The sequence below is a fragment of the Streptomyces sp. NPDC050388 genome (assembly GCF_040655635.1).
Taxonomy (GTDB): Bacteria; Actinomycetota; Actinomycetes; order Streptomycetales; family Streptomycetaceae; genus Streptomyces.
In genome coordinates this window covers 36,947-52,692 of sequence record NZ_JBFAKH010000031.1, presented here as the reverse complement: position 1 = coordinate 52,692, position 15,746 = coordinate 36,947, and the positions used below count along the sequence as shown (strand labels likewise).

Here is a 15,746-nt window from a genome sequence, read left to right as displayed (position 1 = left end):
GACGACGTGGACCTGGCTCTGGCGCCGGAGACCCTGGCGCGATGGCAGTTCGGTATCACCACCGTCTACCACTTCCTCTTCGTTCCCCTGACGATCTCGCTGGCCGCCCTCACCGCGGGGCTGCAGACCGCCTGGGTGCGCACCGGGAGGGAGAAGTACCTCAAGGCGACGAAGTTCTGGGGCAAGCTCTTCCTGATCAACATCGCGATGGGTGTGGTCACCGGCATCGTGCAGGAGTTCCAGTTCGGCATGAACTGGTCCGACTACTCGAGGTTCGTCGGTGACGTCTTCGGCGCCCCGCTCGCCTTCGAGGCCCTGCTCGCCTTCTTCTTCGAGTCCACCTTCATCGGCTTGTGGATCTTCGGTTGGGACAAGTTGCCCAAGAAGATCCACCTGGCCTGCATCTGGATGGTCTCGCTCGGCACCCTGCTGTCAGCCTGGTTCATCCTCGCGGCCAACTCCTGGATGCAGCACCCGGTCGGCTACCGGATCAACGAGGAGAAGGGCCGCGCCGAGCTCACCGACTTCTGGCTGGTGCTCACCCAGAACACCACGCTCAACCAGGTCTTCCACAGTTTCTCGGCAGCCTTCCTGACGGGCGGCGCCTTCGTGGTGGGCATCGCGGCCTTCCACCTGATGCGCAAGAAGCACATACCCGTGATGCGGACGTCGCTCCGGCTCGGCCTGGTCACCATGGCGGTCGGCGGGCTGCTCACCGCGGTCAGCGGGGACACCCTCGGCAAGGTCATGTACGAGCAGCAGCCGATGAAGATGGCCGCCGCGGAGGCGCTGTGGGACGGCGAGGGCCCGGCACCGTTCTCCGTGTTCGCGTACGGAGACGTCGACAAGGGACACAACAAGGTCGCGCTGGAGATCCCCGGGCTGCTGTCCTTCCTCGCCCACGGTGACTTCGAGTCGCACGTGCCCGGAATCAACGACACCAACGAGGCCATGCAGGAGGAGTTCGGGCCCGGTGACTACCGGCCCATCGTCCCCGTCGCCTACTGGAGCTTCCGATGGATGATCGGCTTCGGCATGGCGTCCCTGTCGCTCGCCCTGCTGGGACTCTGGCTCACGCGGAAGAGGTTCCTGCTGCCGGCCGCCCTGCGCACCGGGGAGGACGAGGTCCCGCATCTGGTGCTGCTGAAGAAGCCGCTCGGGGCACGGCTCACCCGGCTGTACTGGCGCCTGGCGCTCTGGACGATGGCGTTCCCGCTGATCGCCAACGCCTGGGGATGGATCTTCACAGAGATGGGCCGGCAGCCCTGGGTCGTCTACGGCCTGATGCAGACCCGCCACGCGGTCTCCCCCGGTGTGTCCCAGGCCGAGGTCATCACCTCGATGAGTGTCTTCACCCTGCTCTACGCCGTCCTGGCCGTCATCGAGGTCAAGCTGCTCGCCAAGTACGTCAAGGCAGGTCCGCCCGAGCTCACCGAGGCCGACCTCAACCCGCCCACGAAGATCGGCGGCGATCCCCGTGACGCCGACAAGCCGATGGCCTTCTCGTACTAGGCCGAGGGAGCCACAGTCATGGAACTGCACAACGTCTGGTTCGTTCTGATCGCCGTCCTGTGGATCGGCTACTTCTTCCTGGAGGGCTTCGACTTCGGGATCGGGATCCTCACCCGGCTGCTCGCCCGCGACCGCGCCGAGAAGCGGGTGCTGATCAACACCATCGGCCCTGTCTGGGACGGCAACGAGGTGTGGCTGCTCACGGCCGGCGGCGCGACCTTCGCCGCCTTCCCCGAGTGGTACGCCACGCTCTTCTCCGGCTTCTACCTGCCGCTGCTGGTCATTCTGGTCTGCCTGATCGTCCGGGGTGTCGCCTTCGAGTACCGGGCGAAGCGGCCGGAGGAGCGCTGGCAGCGCAACTGGGAGACGGCGATCTTCTGGACCTCGCTCGTCCCCGCCTTCCTCTGGGGCGTGGCGTTCGGGAACATCGTGCGCGGAGTGAAGATCGACTCCGGGTTCGAGTACGTGGGCAACGTCTGGGACCTGCTCAACCCGTACGCCCTGCTGGGCGGCCTGGTCACGCTGACGCTCTTCACCTTCCACGGTGCGGTGTTCGCGTCGCTCAAGACCGTCGGTGAGATCCGGGGACGGGCGCGGCAGCTGGCGCAGCGCGTGGGGCTGGTCACGGCCGTACTGGCACTGGTCTTCCTGCTGTGGACGCAGGCCGACGGCGGTGACGGCGCGAGTCTGGTTGCGCTGGTGGTCACGGTCGCCGCGCTGGTCGGCGCCCTGGTGGCGAACCGGGCGGGGCGCGAGGGGTGGTCGTTCACCCTGTCCGGTGTCACCATTGTGGCCGCCGTGGCGATGCTCTTCCTGACGCTCTTCCCGAACGTCATGCCGTCCACGCTGAACGCGGACTGGAGCCTCACCGTCACCAACGCCTCCTCCGGCCCCTACACCCTGAAGATCATGACTTGGCTCGCGGTGATCGCCACGCCGTTCGTCATGCTCTACCAGGGCTGGACGTACTGGGTCTTCCGCAAGCGGATCGGCACCCAGCACATCGCCGATCCCGTGCACTGAGGTGTGTTTCACGTGAAACCAATCGACCCGCGACTGCTCCGCTACGCCCGTGCCACGCGACTCTTCCTGGTGGCGGTCGTCACCCTGGGCGTCGTCGGCGCGGGGCTGGTGATCGCTCAGGCCATGCTCATCGCCGAGGTGGTGGTGGGTGCCTTCCAACACGGCCTGGACCTGACCGAACTCGGCACTCCCGTGGTGCTCCTGGCCTGTGTCGCGGTCGGCCGTGCCCTGGTCGGCTGGCTCACCGAGCTGGCCGCGCACCGGGCGAGCGCGGCGGTCAAGTCGGAGCTGCGGGGCCGGCTGCTGGAGCGGGCCACGGCGCTCGGCCCGGGATGGCTGACCGGGCAGCGGACCGGTTCGCTGGTCGCCCTGGCGACCCGTGGGGTCGACGCCCTCGACGGTTACTTCTCGCGCTATCTGCCCCAGCTGGGGCTCGCTGCGGTCGTTCCGGTGGCGGTGCTGGCACGGATCGTCACCGAGGACTGGGTCTCGGCGGCGATCATCGTCGTCACCCTGCCGCTCATCCCGGTCTTCATGATGCTGATCGGCTGGGTCACCCAGTCCCGGATGGACCGGCAGTGGGAGCTGCTGTCCCGGCTGTCCGGCCACTTCCTGGACGTCGTCGCCGGCCTGCCGACGCTGAAGGTGTTCGGGCGGGCCAAGGCGCAGGCGGAGTCGATCCGACGGATCACCGCCGAATACCGCCGGGCGACCATGCGGACCCTGCGGATCGCCTTCATCTCCTCCTTCGCGCTGGAACTTCTCGCCACCCTCTCGGTGGCGCTGGTCGCCGTGACAACCGGCATGCGGCTCGTGTACGGCGAAATGGACCTGTACACCGGCCTGGTCATCCTGATCCTCGCGCCCGAGGCGTATCTGCCGCTGCGGCAGGTCGGTACGCAGTACCACGCCGCGGCGGAGGGACTGGCCGCCGCCGAGGAGATCTTCTCGGTCCTGGAAACACCCGTTCCGACGCCGGGGACCGGCGCGGTGCCGTCGGGTGCCCTGTCCTTCGAGGGCGTGACCGTCCGCTATCCCGGACGGGCGGTGGACGCGTTGTCGAACGTGTCCTTCTCCGTCGAGCCGGGGGAGACGGTCGCGCTCGTCGGGCCGAGCGGGGCCGGCAAGTCGACGTTGCTGAACGTGGTGCTGGGCTTCGTGCGGCCGACCGAGGGGCGAGTGCGGATCGGGGGAGCCGATCTCGCCGGTGTCGATCCGGCACAGTGGCACAGTCGGGTGGCCTGGGTGCCGCAGCGACCGCACCTGTACGCCGGGACGATCGCCGAGAACGTACGCCTGGCCCGGCCCGAAGCGGATGACGACGCCGTTCGCCGTGCCCTGCGGGACGCGGGCGCCCTGGAATTCGTGGACGCGCTGCCCGAGGGCGCCGACACCGCGCTGGGCGAGGACGGGGTGGGACTGTCCGCAGGGCAGCGGCAACGGCTCGCGCTGGCCCGCGCCTTCCTCGCGGACCGGCCCATGCTGCTGCTCGACGAGCCGACGGCCGCGCTGGACGGGGCCACCGAGGCCGAGGTCGTGGCAGCGGTACGGCGGCTGGCGGCCGGTCGGACCGTGCTGCTGGTGGCGCACCGGCCGGCTCTGCTGGCGGTGGCGGACCGAGTGGTGCGTGTGACGGAACCCGCTCCCGGTGACCGGGCGCGGCCCGGACCGGCGGACCACGTCGGCATCGACCGGGAGCCTCTGCTCACCGAACTCACCCCCGGTGCCACTCCCGCCTCCGCCGAAGACTCGACGCGGTCCGGATCGGAGGGCGTCCCGGCAGAGGCTGCCGCGGAGACCGGCGCGCGCGGGGTGCTGGCCCGCGTCCGCGCGATGTCCGGAGCCCGACGAGGGCGACTCACGTTCGCGCTGCTGCTCGGCAGTGTCGCGCTGGGCAGCGCCGTGGGCCTCATGGCGACGTCCGGATACCTCATCTCCCGGGCCTCGCAGCAGCCGCCCGTGCTCTATCTGATGATCGCCGTGACGGCGACGCGGGCCTTCGGCCTCGCACGGGCCGTGTTCCGGTACGCCGAGCGACTCGTGTCGCACGATGCGGTGCTGCGGATGCTGGCCGACACCAGGGTCGCCGTGTACCGGCGGCTGGAGCGGCTGGCACCTGCCGGACTGCGAGGGACACGCCGGGGCGATCTGCTCTCCCGGCTGGTCGCCGATGTGGACGAACTGCAGGACTACTGGCTGCGCTGGCTGCTTCCGACGGGTGCGGCGGTGGTCGTCTCGGCTCTGTCCGTCGGTTTCACGGCCTGGCTGCTCCCCGAGGCCGGAGCCGTGCTCGCGGCCGGGCTGCTCGCGGCGGGAGCCGGTGTACCGGCGATCACGGGTGCCGTGGCCCGGCGTGCGGAGCGCCGACTGGCTCCCGCCCGCGGAGTCCTCGCGACCCGCGTCACCGACCTGCTTACCGGAACCGCGGAGCTGACGGTCGCGGGCGCCCTGCCCACGCGGACCACAGAGACACGACGGGCCGACGGAGTGCTCACCCGGATCGCCTCGCGCGCGGCCACCGCCACCGCCCTCGGAGACGGACTCACCGCACTGATCTCGGGCCTGACCGTCACGGCCGCGGCTCTCGTCGGCGTGCAGGCGGTGGCCGCCGGCCGACTGGACGGCGTGGCGCTGGCCGTTGTCGTCCTCACCCCGCTGGCGGCCTTCGAGGCCGTCCTCGGACTGCCGCTCGCCGTGCAGTACCGGCAGCGCGTGCGCAAGAGCGCCGAACGCGTGTACGAGGTACTGGACGCCCCGGTGCCCGTACAGGAGCCGGAACGGCCCCGGCAGGCGCCCGCGTCGCCGTTCCCGCTCGTGGTCAAGGGGCTCGAGGCCCGGCACGCCGGGCAGGAACGGGACGCGCTCGCCGGGCTGGACCTGAGGCTGGAGCAGGGCCGCAGGATCGCGGTGGTCGGCCCGTCCGGCTCCGGCAAGACGACGCTCGCACAGGTGCTGTTGCGGCTCCTGGACCCGGGGGCGGGCTCGTACACGCTGGCCGGTGTGGACGCGTACGCCCTGGACGGCGACGACGTGCGACGGCTGGTCGGACTGTGCGCGCAGGACGCCCACCTCTTCGACAGCTCGGTGCGTGAGAACCTGCTGCTCGCGAAGCGGGACGCCACCGAGGGCGAACTGCGCGACGCGCTCGCCCGCGCCAGGCTGCTGGAGTGGGCCGACAGTCTGCCCGACGGCCTGGACACCCTCGTCGGCGAGCACGGGGCACGGCTCTCCGGGGGCCAGCGGCAACGCCTGGCGCTGGCCAGGGCGTTGCTCGCGGACTTCCCCGTGCTGGTGCTGGACGAGCCCGCGGAGCACCTCGACCTGCCGACCGCGGACGCGCTCACCGCCGATCTGCTGGCCGCCACCGAGGGCCGTACGACACTGCTCATCACCCACCGGCTGGCCGGACTGGCGGCGGTGGACGAGGTGATCGTGCTGGACGAGGGACGCGTGGTGCAGCGCGGAGCATACGGGGAACTGGCCGCTGCGGCCGGGCCGTTGCGGCGGATGCTGCGGCGCGAGACCGAGTCGGACCGGCTGGCGGTGGTGAACTGACCGGGACGCGGAGTCCGGGACGCCACACGCGTGACCACGGGGGGCACGCGTGACAAGGCGTCAACCCCGACCGGATGGGCCCCTTTTCGGCGGTATCGCTGGTCCATCCGGGTCGCACGCTCCCCCAGGCGTACGACATGAACAGGACCGGGTGCCCGAGCGGCGCAAGGATCGCTGTCATGCGCCTCACCCGCCGTCATCCGCTGTTCGTCGCCGTGCCGCTGTGCGCGCTCGCCGTGCTCGCCGCCCGGCCCCTCGATGGCGAGGTGCCCCAGGCCCCCGGTCATGGCTCGGAATCCGGTATCAGCGCACAGGTGGTGCGGCTTTACGAGGAAGCGGCTGCGGCGACCCTGAAGTACGAGGCGGGCAGGCGCGAGGCCGACCGGCAGCGGGCCGAGGCACAGCGGCTGGAGAAGCTGCTCGACCGGGAACGGGAGGAGTCCGCTGTCCTGCGCGGGGATCTGGGCCGGATCGCGCGGTCCCAGTACCGCACCGGCGGTGGGGTGCCGCTGACCGCGCACATCCTCCTCGCGGACGATCCCGAGGAGATGATGCGAGGCCAGCGAGCCCTGTGGAAGGCGCATGTGGCCCTCGACCACGCGATCGAGAAGAACGCACGGGCCGAAGCACGGATCGCCCGTGACGAGGCGAAGGCGGCGGGAGCGTGGAAAGCGCTGGAAAAGCGGAACAAGGAACTCGCCGACCTGAAGAACGGCATCGAGCAGAAACTCGAGACGGCGCGGTGGCAGCTGCAGGGACAGGCGGACGCCTCGGTCACGGCCGGCTCCTGCCGTGGTGCGGTGCGGCTCGACCAGCCGGATTCCCGGTTCACCGATTCCTGGGTGTCACCGGTGGAGACCTACGTGCTGTCCGCGTCCTACGGGAGTGGCGGCGCACTCTGGGCGAACCGGCACACCGGGCAGGACTTCGCGGTGCCGATCGGCACGCCGGTGCGGTCCGTGGGCGCGGGCAGGGTGGTGAAGGTGTCCTGCGGAGGGGCCTTCGGCATCGAGATCGTGGTCCAGCACACGGGCGGCTACTACACGCAGTACGCCCATCTGGCCGCCGTCGCCGTCGACCAGGGCGACCGTGTCTCGCCAGGGCAGTGGATCGGCCAGTCCGGGACCAGCGGCAACTCCACCGGACCACACCTGCATTTCGAGGTGCGGGTCACACCGGAGATGGGCTCGGCGGTGGATCCGGTGTCGTGGCTGGCACAACGAGGCCTGACCCTCTGAGCGGGCCCCCGACGCTCAGGAGTGTTCCGCAAGCAGTTGTTCGATCACCACGGCCACTCCGTCCTCGTTGTTGGCGACCGTCTGCCCCGAGGCGGCGGCGAGGACGTCCGGGTGAGCATTGCTCATCGCATAGGAACGGCCCGCCCAGGTGAGCATCTCGATGTCGTTGGGCATGTCCCCGAACGCCACGACCTGCTCGTGTGAGATTCCGCGCTCGGCGCAGCACAGGGCGAGCGTGCTCGCCTTGGACACGTCGGGACCGCTGATCTCCAGCAGGGCGCTCGGGCTGGAGCGGGTGACGTTGGCACGGGCGCCGATGGCCAGCCGTGCCAGGGTGAGGAAGGCGTCGGGGTCGAGTTCGGGGTGGTGGGCGAGGATCTTGAGCACCGGTTCGTCGGCGGCGGGGGCGTCCGGCGCCAGTAGTTCCTCGGCCGGGGCCAGGAGGTCCGGGGCCTCCATGTGCAGCTTCGGGTACGTCGGCTCCTGGTTGAAGCCGTAGGTCTGCTCGACGGCGTACACGGTGCCCGGTGCGGCGTCGCGCAGCAGCCGCACCGCGTCCAGTGCGTTCTGCCGGGCGAGCTCCCGCACCTTCACGAAGCGGTGGGCGCCGGGGCCGCCGTGCAGGTCGACGACGGCGGCGCCGTTGCCGCAGATGGCGAGCCCGTGGCCGTGGACATGGTCGCTGACGACGTCCATCCAGCGGGCCGGGCGGCCGGTGACGAAGAAAACCTCGATGCCCGCCTCCTCGGCGGCGGCCAGTGCGGCGACCGTGCGGGGGGACACCGACTTGTCGTCGCGCAGCAGGGTGCCGTCGAGGTCGGTGGCGATGAGCCGCGGTGGGGCGACGAGGCTGTCTTCCTGCTCGAGCGAGGTCGAGAACTGGGGAGAGCCCGGAGTCGCGGGCTGTCGGATCGCTGAGGTCACCCGGTCATTGTCCCGTATGCGTCCGCACGGCCGTGCGGCACTCCGCGCATATGAGTGGTTACCGCTCTTCGGCGCTCCCCGGAGTGCGCGATGAAGCGGTTGCCGTGGGGGCACGGGCATCGTCCCGCCCGGTCGGGCTCCTGCTCAGGACAGCTGAGCCGGCGCCTCCATGGCGATCCGCTCGAAGACCTTCTGGTCCGCCGCGAAGTCCGAGTCCGGGATGGGCCAGTGGAGCACGATCTCGGTGAATCCCAGCTCCGTGTGGCGGCCCGCGAAGTCGACGAACGCGTCCAGGGACTCCAGCGGACGACCCCGGTCCGGGGTGAATCCCGTGAGCAGGATCTTGTCCAGTTCGGCCACGTCCCGTCCGCGCTCGGCGCAGGCGTCGGCCAGCTTCTCCACCTGACCGCGCATGGCGTGAACCGACTGTTCGGGTGTGCCGCTCTCGTACAGCTTCGGGTCGCCCGTGGTCACCCACGCCTGCCCGTGCCGTGCGGCGAGCCGCAGTCCGCGCGGTCCGGTGGCGGCCACGGCGAACGGCAACCGGGGCCGCTGCACACAACCCGGGATGCCGCGGGCCTCGTGCGCCGCGTAGAAGTCGCCCTGGTACGACACGGAGTTTTCGGTGAGCAGCCGGTCGAGCAGGGGAACGAACTCCGCGAAGCGGTCGGCCCGCTCGCGCGGTGTCCACGGCTCCTGGCCGAGCGCGGTGGCGTCGAAACCGGTTCCGCCCGCGCCGATACCGAGGGTGACGCGCCCGCCGGAGATGTCGTCGAGGGAGATCAGCTCCTTGGCGAGGGTCACCGGGTGCCGGAAGTTCGGCGAGGTGACGAGTGTGCCGAGCCGGAGCCGTTCGGTGGCCGCCGCGGCGGCGGTGAGCGTGGGGACCGCGCCGAACCAGGGGCCGTCCCGGAAGGTCCGCCAGGACAGGTGGTCGTAGGTGTAGGCGGCGTGGAAGCCCAGCTCCTCGGCGCGCCGCCACTTGTCGCGGCCCCCCTCGTGCCAGCGGTCGATCGGCAGAATCACAGTGCTCAGTCGCATGGGGACGACCCTACGAGAGACCGAGCAGGTGCCGCATCGACTGCGCGGCGCGGACGGCGGCGTCACCGCAGCAGTTGTTGAACAGGACGTGGACCTCCCGCGCCTGCTCGGCCATCTCGCGGACGCGCGGTGTCCACTCGGAGAGTTCTTCGGGCGTGTACGAGTGGCGGAACCTCTCTTTCTTGGTGCCGGTTCCCCACGCGCTGTTGCGACCGTGGAAGCGCACCAGGGCGAGTTCCGGGGTGGTGACCCGTACGACAGGTGGCACGGAAGCGGGAAGCGTCTGCACCATGTCCACGGCCACAGCGGTCGTGTCCAGCTCCGTCAGCAGGGCGGTCGTCGCATCGACCTGCTCCTCGCGCCACCAGCCGGGGTGTCGGAACTCCATGGCCATCGGCCATCCCGCGGCGCGCTCGCGGCACCGGCGCAGGAATTCCACCGCCGGCCTCCCCGGTACGAGTCGGTGCGGGAACTGGAAAACCAGTGTCCCCAGACGACCGGACGTGCGCAGTGGTTCGAGGGCCGCGCTGTACCGATCCCACACATCGTCGAGCAGTCCGGGGTCGATGCCTGCCCGCCCACGCTGCCGTGCGAGGGCCGGGCGCAGTTCGGCGGGCAGCGCTTCCGGCCGTGTCGGATGTCCGGTGAGCAGGGAGAACGCCTTCACGTCGAACCGGAAGCCCTCAGGGGTGCGGTCGGTCCACAGAACGCTGTTACGGGCGCTGGGCAGCCCGTAATAGGTGGAGTCCACCTCTGCCACCGGGAACTGTGTGGCGTAGTGCCGCAGTCTGCCCTCCGCGTCGCGGTGGCCTGTCGGATACCAGCCGCTGGACACCAGCGCCTTGTCCGTCCACGAGCAGGTTCCGACCCGGATCTCTCCCATCCCGCCTGTCTTCCCCGCAGGCGGCGACGGATTCGTTCGGCACGTGGGGCCGTCCGCCCGGCGGTCCGCAACGGGTCCCGGTGGTTCCGCCGGAGCCGCCGGTCAGGATCGGGAGCGCAGCGAACCACGGCCCGTTCCGGCAGGATCACGGTGCGCAGGCGCAGGTTCATGCCTTCGGGCCCAGAGCCTGCTCGACTCTGAGCACCCCGGTGTTTCACGTGAAACGATCAATGCAAAACGCTCACCGCACGCGCGCGCTCAGCCAGGGTGTGAGGACGATCATCGGGATGAACTCCTTGTGCGTCCGGCCCCCGGGCAGCGGCACCATCAGAAAGTGACCCGGCGGGAAGCGGCGCCCTCTGACGTAGGCGAGACCGCCGAAGACGGAGTGAAGGAAGGCCGGGACCTCGTCGCGGGGGATGTCGGGGCACTCCACGCCCTCCACGTCGATCAGCGCGTCGTCCTCGGGATAGAGCCGCACACTGACCCTGGGCAGGCCGCCGAACTCGACGTAGGCCTCATGGGGGAGGGAGCCGTCCGGGTCGGTAGTGACTCCCACGCCCGCCGCGGTGCGGCGTGACGTCTGGTCGGCGCCTACGTCATGAGTGACCTCGATCTCGCGTTCGTACCTTTCGGCGAGCGCCCGAAGGGCGGTGACGGCGGCCTCGGTGGTGGGCAGATGGTCCATACCGTTGATCATGCGGCGTCGTCGGCCGTCGGGAAAGTGCGGCAGCACCACCCATGAGGAACTCGCGGGTGGCGGGGCCGGGGGAACCGCCGTGTCAGTGGCTCTCGGAGAACCGCAGATACCGAGCGGGTACGGCGGCGGTCAGCCATACGCCGTTCGCGCTCACCCGGAAGACGTGGCCGTCGCGGTGCATGGCTGCCGCGTCCACGGAGAGCACCACCGGGCGGCCCCTGCGGGCGCCGACGCGGGCCGCCGTCGCGCGGTCGGCGGAGAGGTGCACGTCGTGCCGGTCCATGGGCAGAAGGCCCTCGGCGCGGATGGTGGCCAAGTGGCGGCCGACGGTGCCGTGGAAGAGATACGGCGGTGGGACGGCCGACGGCAGTCCCAGGTCGATCTCGACGCTGTGACCCTGGCTGGCGCGGATCCGGGTGCCCTCGATCGCGAAGCGCTGTTTGTCGTTGGCGGCGACCACGTGCTCCAGTTCCGCCCGGGTGAACCGGAAACCGTGCGCGGTCGCCGCGGCGATCAGCGCCTCGATCTCGACCCAGCCGGCCTCGTCGAGGGCGAGCCCGATCTCCTCGGGCGTATGGCGCAGATGCCTGGCGAGGTACTTCGACACCTTCACGGTGCGTCCTTCATCCATCCGTCCAGCCTGCCGGAAGAGATGTGCATCACGCGATCAATTTCGCCCAGGATGTTTGATCCACAGTCAGGTGCGGTTATCCACAGCGGAATTGGGTTCCCCTGTGGACAACCGCTTCGGAGTTCCACCAGTCTTCTCAGAAGGACGGCTTCACCCGGGTGATCCGGCGCACCGCCCACGTCCCGTACCACTCCCGGTGAAGGACCCCCTACGGGCCCGTACGACTCCAGGGGGACTCCAAGACGGCTCTCCGGTCTGACGACTCACGTGGCGCGGGCCACTAACGTCGGGGACGTGACTGTGATCGCGACCGAAAGCCTGAGCAAGCGGTTCCCCAGGGTGACCGCGCTTGACCGGCTCTCCATGGATGTCGGGCCCGGTGTGACCGGACTCGTCGGAGCCAACGGAGCCGGCAAGTCCACACTGATCAAGATCCTTCTGGGTCTGTCCCCCGCCACGGAGGGCCGCGCAGAAGTGCTCGGCCTCGACGTCGCGACCGAGGGCGCCGCCATCCGCGAGCGGGTGGGCTACATGCCGGAGCACGACTGCCTGCCGCCGGACGTCTCGGCCACCGAGTTCGTCGTCCACATGGCCCGCATGTCCGGCCTGCCTCCCACCGCCGCGCGGGAGCGCACCGCGGACACCCTGCGCCATGTCGGCCTGTACGAGGAGCGCTACCGCCCCATGGGCGGCTACTCCACCGGCATGAAGCAGCGCGTGAAGCTCGCACAGGCCCTGGTGCACGACCCGGAACTGGTCTTCCTGGACGAGCCGACCAACGGTCTCGACCCCGTCGGCCGCGACGAGATGCTCGGCCTGATCCGCCGGATCCACACCGACTTCGGCATCTCGGTCCTGGTCACCTCCCACCTGCTGGGCGAACTCGAGCGCACCTGCGACCACGTGGTCGTCGTCGACGGCGGCAAGCTGCTGCGCTCCAGCTCCACCACGGACTTCACCCAGATCACGACGACCCTTGCGATCGAGGTCACCGACACCGACGAGCACCCGGACGGCACCCGCGCGGTGCGTGACGCGCTCCACACGCGCGGGGTGACTGTCCAGGACGGCAGCGGACTGCCGGGCGCCGGCCACATCCTCCTGCTCACGACACAGGGTGAGGAGACCTACGACCTGGTGCGGGACGTGATCGCCGACCTCGGGCTCGGCCTGGTGCGCATGGAACAGCGCCGCCACCACATCTCCGAGGTCTTCAAGAACGACACCGACACCGCGGCCGGTCCCGACACCGGCAACGGCGAGCAGCGGAAGGAGGCGGTCGGCCATGGCGGTTGAGCAGCCCCTGCGGACACCCGCACCGACGTCGGGTGACCAGACCCGAATCCACAACATCGGTTACCGCTCCTACGACGGCCCCCGCCTCGGCCGCTCCTACGCCAGGCTCTCGCTGTTCTCGCAGTCCCTGCGCGGCTCCTACGGCCTCGGCCGCTCGGTGAAGTCCAAGGTGCTGCCGATGCTGCTGTTCGTGGTGATGTGCGTGCCCGCCGCCATCATGGTGGCCGTCGCCGTGGCCACCAAGGCGAAGGAACTGCCCGTCGACTACACGCGCTACGCGATCATCATGCAGGCCGTCATCAGCCTGTACGTCGCCTCGCAGGCGCCCCAGTCCGTCTCGCGCGACCTGCGCTTCAAGACCGTGCCGCTGTACTTCTCGCGGCCCATCGAGACCGCCGACTACGTACGCGCCAAGTTCGCGGCCCTGGCCACGGCCCTGTTCATCCTGACCGCCACTCCCCTGCTGGTGCTCTATGTGGGTGCGCTGCTGGCCGAACTCGACTTCACCGACCAGACCAAGGGATTCGCACAAGGACTCGTCTCCGTGGCACTGCTCTCGCTGCTCTTCGCCGGTATCGGCCTGGTCATCGCCGCGGTCACCCCGCGCCGCGGCTTCGGCATCGCCGCCGTGATCGCCGTCCTGACCATCTCCTACGGAGCGGTCTCCACCCTCCAGGCGATCGCCGAGTTCCAGGGCAGTTCCGGGGCGATCGCCTGGATCGGGCTGTTCTCGCCGGTCACCCTCATCGGCGGGGTGCAGTCCGCCTTCCTCGGCGCGGTCTCCACCTTCCCGGGCGGAGTGGGCCCGACGAACGGTGAGGGCGTGGTGTACGTCCTCTTCACCCTCGGCCTGATCGCGGCCTGCTACGGCCTCCTGACGCGCCGCTACCGGAAGGTGGGCCTGTGACCACGCTCTCCATCGACCATGTCTCCCGCTGGTTCGGCAACGTGGTCGCCGTCAACGACATCACCATGACCGTCGGCCCCGGCGTCACCGGCCTGCTCGGCCCCAACGGCGCCGGAAAGTCCACCCTCATCAACATGATGGCCGGCTTCCTCGCTCCCTCCACCGGCACCGTCACCCTCGACGGGCAGGCGGTGTGGCGCAACGAGAAGATCTACCGGCACATCGGCATCGTCCCCGAGCGCGAGGCGATGTACGACTTCCTCACCGGCCGCGAGTTCGTCCTCGCCAACGCCGAACTGCACGGACTGGGCGCCAAGGAGGCTCAGCGGGCACTGGCGACGGTCGAGATGGAGTACGCACAGGACCGCAAGATCGCCACGTACTCCAAGGGCATGCGACAGCGCGTGAAGATGGCCTCCGCGCTGGTCCACGAGCCGTCCCTGCTCCTGCTGGACGAGCCGTTCAACGGAATGGACCCGCGCCAGCGCATGCAGCTGATGGACCTGCTGCGGCGCATGGGCGACGAGGGCCGCACCGTGCTGTTCTCCTCCCACATCCTCGAGGAGGTCGAGCAGCTCGCCTGGCACATCGAGGTCGTCGTCGCCGGCCGGCACGCGGCCAGCGGTGACTTCCGCAAGATCCGCCGGCTGATGACGGACCGCCCGCACCGTTACCTGGTGCGCTCCAGTGACGACCGCGCCCTCGCGGCCGCGCTGATCGCGGACCCGTCCACGTCCGGCATCGAGGTCGACCACGGCGAGGGCGTGCTGCGGATCCAGGCCGTCGACTTCGGCCGCTTCACGTCCCTGCTGCCCAGGGTCGCGAAGGAACACGGCATCCGCCTGCTCACGGTCTCGCCGTCCGACGAGTCCCTCGAGTCCGTCTTCTCGTATCTCGTCGCGGCGTAGGAGGCCGAACACCATGTACGACCCCACAGTCGCCCGGCTCACCTACCGGGCCCTGCTCGGCCGTCGCCGGGCCCTCATCCTGGGCGCCCTGCCGCTGCTGCTGATCGCGATCTCCCTGGCGGTGCGCGCCCTCGCGGGTGCCGACGACCAGACCGCGGCCGACATCCTCGGCGGGCTGGCGCTCGCCACCATGGTGCCGATCATCGGTGTCATCGCGGGTACCGGTGCGATCGGCCCCGAGATCGACGACGGCTCGGTGGTCTACCTGCTGTCCAAGCCGATCAAACGGCCCACGATCATCTACACCAAGCTGATCGTGGCGATCGCCGTGACGATGGTCTTCTCGGCGGTGCCCACCCTGGTCGCGGGCTTCATCCTGAACGACAACGGCCAGCAGATCGCCGTCGCCTACACGGTGGCCGCGCTGGTCGCCTCCATCGCGTACGCGGCGCTCTTCCTGCTGCTCGGCACGGTATCCCGGCACGCGGTGGTGTTCGGCCTGGTCTACGCGCTGGTCTGGGAGGCCCTGTTCGGTTCCCTGGTGCCCGGTGCCCGCACGCTGAGCATCCAGCAGTGGTCGCTGGCGGTGGCCCAGAAGGTCGCCGGCGGTGACCTGGTCACCTCGGACGTCGGTCTGACGACCGCGACGATCCTGCTGGTCGTCGTCACCGTGCTGGCCACCTGGTACGCCGGGCAGAAGCTGCGCACGCTCACGCTCGCAGGCGAGGAGTGAGGGCTTTCGGCCGAGCGGCGGGCGGCGGCCGGGCAGGCGCCGCCCGCCGCGTTCAAATTCGGTGGCGCCGGACCCCCTCGGCGGGCAGAGTGGTGGTGTCCGCATCGCCGGGAAGGTCCGGCGCCGTCTGCTGGGAGAGGAGCGGGGCGATGTCCATGCACGGCAGTACGTCCGGCTCCCGTCAGGGCAGCCCACGGCGGATTCCGGAGTAGTCCCTACTGCTCCGTCGAGTCCGTCCCGCACGGGGACCTGCCCGGGGCGGCCGCTTCGAGCACGCGCACATCGTCGCGTGGGCCGCCCACCCGGAGGATTGGCCGAGTGGTAAGGCACTGGCTTGGTTCAAGCCATGGTCGGGCCTGGAAAGCCCGCGCACGTTCGATCCGTGCATCCTCCGC

General features: G+C 70.0%; 13 protein-coding genes and 1 tRNA gene. 9 read left to right on the top strand and 5 right to left on the bottom strand.

The features are described 5' to 3' along the window. The first annotated feature begins 6 nt into the window (after positions 1 to 6). The 4 genes from AB0I73_RS19635 (at position 7) to AB0I73_RS19620 (ending at position 7,328) form a co-directional block, all read left to right on the top strand. Positions 7 to 1,512 (top strand): cytochrome ubiquinol oxidase subunit I, encoded by a 1,506-nt coding sequence (locus AB0I73_RS19635; protein WP_363038978.1) that lies wholly within the window; start codon positions 7 to 9, stop codon positions 1,510 to 1,512. A gap of 18 nt (positions 1,513 to 1,530) precedes the next feature. Continuing rightward, the gene (cydB, locus tag AB0I73_RS19630; RefSeq protein WP_363038976.1) at positions 1,531 to 2,535 is read left to right on the top strand and encodes a cytochrome d ubiquinol oxidase subunit II; all 1,005 of its coding nucleotides are present in this window, start codon (positions 1,531 to 1,533) and stop codon (positions 2,533 to 2,535) included. A 12-nt stretch (positions 2,536 to 2,547) separates the two neighbouring features. Beyond that, positions 2,548 to 6,090 (top strand): thiol reductant ABC exporter subunit CydD, encoded by a 3,543-nt coding sequence (cydD, locus tag AB0I73_RS19625; protein ID WP_363038974.1) that lies wholly within the window; start codon positions 2,548 to 2,550, stop codon positions 6,088 to 6,090. Between the two features lie 179 nt (positions 6,091 to 6,269). Next, the gene (locus AB0I73_RS19620; protein ID WP_363038972.1) at positions 6,270 to 7,328 is read left to right on the top strand and encodes a peptidoglycan DD-metalloendopeptidase family protein; all 1,059 of its coding nucleotides are present in this window, start codon (positions 6,270 to 6,272) and stop codon (positions 7,326 to 7,328) included. Positions 7,329 to 7,343: 15 nt separating this feature from the next. Here AB0I73_RS19620 and AB0I73_RS19615 read toward each other — a convergent pair whose 3' ends face one another. From AB0I73_RS19615 to AB0I73_RS19595, 5 genes are all read right to left on the bottom strand, one after another. Continuing rightward, on the bottom strand, positions 7,344 to 8,270 hold the full coding sequence (locus AB0I73_RS19615; RefSeq protein ID WP_363039037.1) for an HAD family hydrolase: 927 nt from the start codon (positions 8,268 to 8,270) through the stop codon (positions 7,344 to 7,346). Between the two features lie 126 nt (positions 8,271 to 8,396). Then, positions 8,397 to 9,293: an LLM class flavin-dependent oxidoreductase gene (locus tag AB0I73_RS19610; protein WP_363038970.1), complete on the bottom strand. Its 897-nt coding sequence runs from the start codon at positions 9,291 to 9,293 to the stop codon at positions 8,397 to 8,399. 10 nt (positions 9,294 to 9,303) lie between these two features. After that, positions 9,304 to 10,176, bottom strand: a complete 873-nt coding sequence (locus AB0I73_RS19605) for a DUF72 domain-containing protein (RefSeq protein WP_363038968.1) — start codon at positions 10,174 to 10,176, stop codon at positions 9,304 to 9,306. Positions 10,177 to 10,417: 241 nt separating this feature from the next. After that, positions 10,418 to 10,876: a hypothetical protein gene (locus tag AB0I73_RS19600; RefSeq protein ID WP_363038966.1), complete on the bottom strand. Its 459-nt coding sequence runs from the start codon at positions 10,874 to 10,876 to the stop codon at positions 10,418 to 10,420. Between the two features lie 82 nt (positions 10,877 to 10,958). Further along, positions 10,959 to 11,507 carry an RNA 2'-phosphotransferase gene (locus tag AB0I73_RS19595; RefSeq protein ID WP_363038964.1) on the bottom strand — a complete coding sequence of 183 codons (549 nt, stop codon included), beginning with the start codon at positions 11,505 to 11,507 and terminating at the stop codon, positions 10,959 to 10,961. A 300-nt stretch (positions 11,508 to 11,807) separates the two neighbouring features. Here AB0I73_RS19595 and AB0I73_RS19590 point away from each other — a divergent pair, with 300 nt between their 5' ends. The 5 genes from AB0I73_RS19590 (at position 11,808) to AB0I73_RS19570 (ending at position 15,745) form a co-directional block, all read left to right on the top strand. Next, complete coding sequence (locus tag AB0I73_RS19590; protein ID WP_109376530.1) at positions 11,808 to 12,803, top strand: ABC transporter ATP-binding protein; 996 nt, start codon at positions 11,808 to 11,810, stop codon at positions 12,801 to 12,803. Beyond that, positions 12,793 to 13,710 (top strand): ABC transporter permease, encoded by a 918-nt coding sequence (locus AB0I73_RS19585; RefSeq protein ID WP_363038962.1) that lies wholly within the window; start codon positions 12,793 to 12,795, stop codon positions 13,708 to 13,710. Before AB0I73_RS19590 ends, AB0I73_RS19585 begins: the two co-directional genes overlap by 11 nt. After that, positions 13,707 to 14,618 carry an ABC transporter ATP-binding protein gene (locus tag AB0I73_RS19580; protein WP_279335041.1) on the top strand — a complete coding sequence of 304 codons (912 nt, stop codon included), beginning with the start codon at positions 13,707 to 13,709 and terminating at the stop codon, positions 14,616 to 14,618. Before AB0I73_RS19585 ends, AB0I73_RS19580 begins: the two co-directional genes overlap by 4 nt. Positions 14,619 to 14,631: 13 nt before the next feature. After that, entirely contained in the window at positions 14,632 to 15,351 is a 720-nt protein-coding gene (locus AB0I73_RS19575) for an ABC transporter permease subunit (RefSeq protein ID WP_363038960.1), read from the top strand. Positions 15,352 to 15,655: 304 nt separating this feature from the next. Further along, a tRNA-OTHER gene (locus AB0I73_RS19570) sits at positions 15,656 to 15,745 on the top strand. Position 15,746: the final 1 nt, after the last annotated feature.